Origin of the sequence: Limnobaculum eriocheiris (assembly GCF_021010575.1) — a bacterium.
In the GTDB taxonomy this organism is placed as follows: Bacteria; Pseudomonadota; Gammaproteobacteria; order Enterobacterales; family Enterobacteriaceae; genus Limnobaculum; species Limnobaculum eriocheiris.
In genome coordinates this window covers 1-1,062 of sequence record NZ_JAJNAG010000097.1, presented here as the reverse complement: position 1 = coordinate 1,062, position 1,062 = coordinate 1, and the positions used below count along the sequence as shown (strand labels likewise).

Sequence of the window (1,062 nt, the reverse complement as noted above, 5' to 3'; positions counted from 1 at the left end):
CGAACCCATCTTAAACGGTTGACCCGCAAGACTATCTGCTTCTCAAAGTCAGAAGAAATGCACGATAAGATCATCGGATGGTATCTGACGATCAATCATTACCACTAAATCTGCGTCACGACCCATCTAACCCGAATAATCAGGCCACCTATTTCTAAGAAACCTGACCATACACCATTTAAAATATAACTCTTAATATATAGATTTTAGAATTTATAACCAATGCCAACATTAAACCCATTAACACCGTGACTACCTGCCAGCTCCAGTTTTGAACCCTCATAGCCTACGTTGACAGATAAGTAATCTGTTGGATTAATAATTATGCCAGCACCGTAAGCAAACTCTGTTGAGTTTTTAGATAAACTTCCCTTACTATGCCCATCATCCTCATCAGCCCCTACACTATTATACCACTCATAAGAGCCATCGGATTTAGTATAAGAGGCACCAACAACACCATACAAACTGATATAAGGATTCAAACGATAAGCGGGTCCAACTAATAAAGAATAGTATTTTACATCAAGATTATTTTTATAAAAATCGCCCGAATAATCATGATATGAATTACTGTCACTACCACTCATATAACTAAATGAACTTACTAAACTTATCGGAGAATCCCACTCATATCGATATTGTAGGTTAAAACCATTAATATTTTTATAATCTTGCACTTTACTTTGAGCATAACCAGCAGATACCGTTTGAGAGTCAGCTAAAGCTACATTAGCCAAAGTCAAACTATAAGCTACAATACAACCTAGAAAAATTTTATTCATAAATATCCCAATGTTAAATTTCAATTAATCCATCAATATAGAATAGATAATTTATCCCAAAAAACAGAACATGGTAATTATTATTAAAATAGTTTCCATGTCAAAGAATTATTTATTACAAAAAAATAAAACACACCACCATAGACATGATTGTAAGTATCCCATCAAAACGACCCATTCACTTTTAGAGATCTTCTGACATACTGATTATGTCCCCTGAGGAGATCACCATGCGTAAAATCCGATTCACAGAGCACCAGATAATCGCCGTCCTTAA

2 protein-coding genes are annotated in these 1,062 nt (G+C 34.8%); one reads left to right on the top strand and one right to left on the bottom strand.

The features are described 5' to 3' along the window. A partial coding sequence (locus LPW36_RS17620) for an IS1 family transposase (RefSeq protein ID WP_230608631.1) occupies positions 1-108 on the top strand: 108 nt, incomplete at its 5' end. Between the two features lie 98 nt (positions 109-206). Here the strand turns inward: LPW36_RS17620 and LPW36_RS17615 are convergent. Further along, on the bottom strand, positions 207-785 hold the full coding sequence (locus LPW36_RS17615) for an Ail/Lom family outer membrane beta-barrel protein (protein WP_230611892.1): 579 nt from the start codon (positions 783-785) through the stop codon (positions 207-209). Positions 786-1,062: the final 277 nt, after the last annotated feature.

Bases quoted from the DNA above. Each gene is read 5' to 3' on its own strand.
- LPW36_RS17615 (WP_230611892.1), bottom strand. From the start codon at position 785: ATGAATAAAATTTTTCTAGGTTGTATTGTAGCTTATAGTTTGACTTTG.